Annotated in this window: 1 protein-coding gene; it reads left to right on the forward strand. The window is 42.4% G+C overall.

Features of this window, described 5'->3' with window-relative positions; all coding sequences use genetic code 11:
* The coding region (locus tag AAEY78_RS13560) for a cation:dicarboxylate symporter family transporter (protein ID WP_352339852.1) at positions 1-186 on the forward strand (186 nt) is incomplete at its 5' end.
* Between the last annotated feature and the right edge of the window lie 78 nt (positions 187-264).

Raw genomic sequence — 264 nt, forward strand, 5'->3', positions numbered from 1 at the left:
GGTTTACCACTTGAAGGTATTGCCTTTATCGCAGCCATTGACCGTATTGTTGATATGATCCGCACTGCAACCAATATCACTGGCGATATGATGACCGCGGTTGTGATAGGTAAAAGTGAAGGCCAGCTTGATGTTGAACAGTTTTACTCTGACGAAACACCGGTGCAACAACCAGCCGTTTCGTGATGTTTCGCGCTAATAGCGTCAAATAGTAATAAAAAAGCGAGTATCTATTGATACTCGCTTTTTTACAAAATAGTACGC

Origin of the sequence: Psychrobacter sp. 16-MNA-CIBAN-0192, assembly GCF_040309565.1 — a bacterium.
In the GTDB taxonomy this organism is placed as follows: Bacteria; Pseudomonadota; Gammaproteobacteria; order Pseudomonadales; family Moraxellaceae; genus Psychrobacter.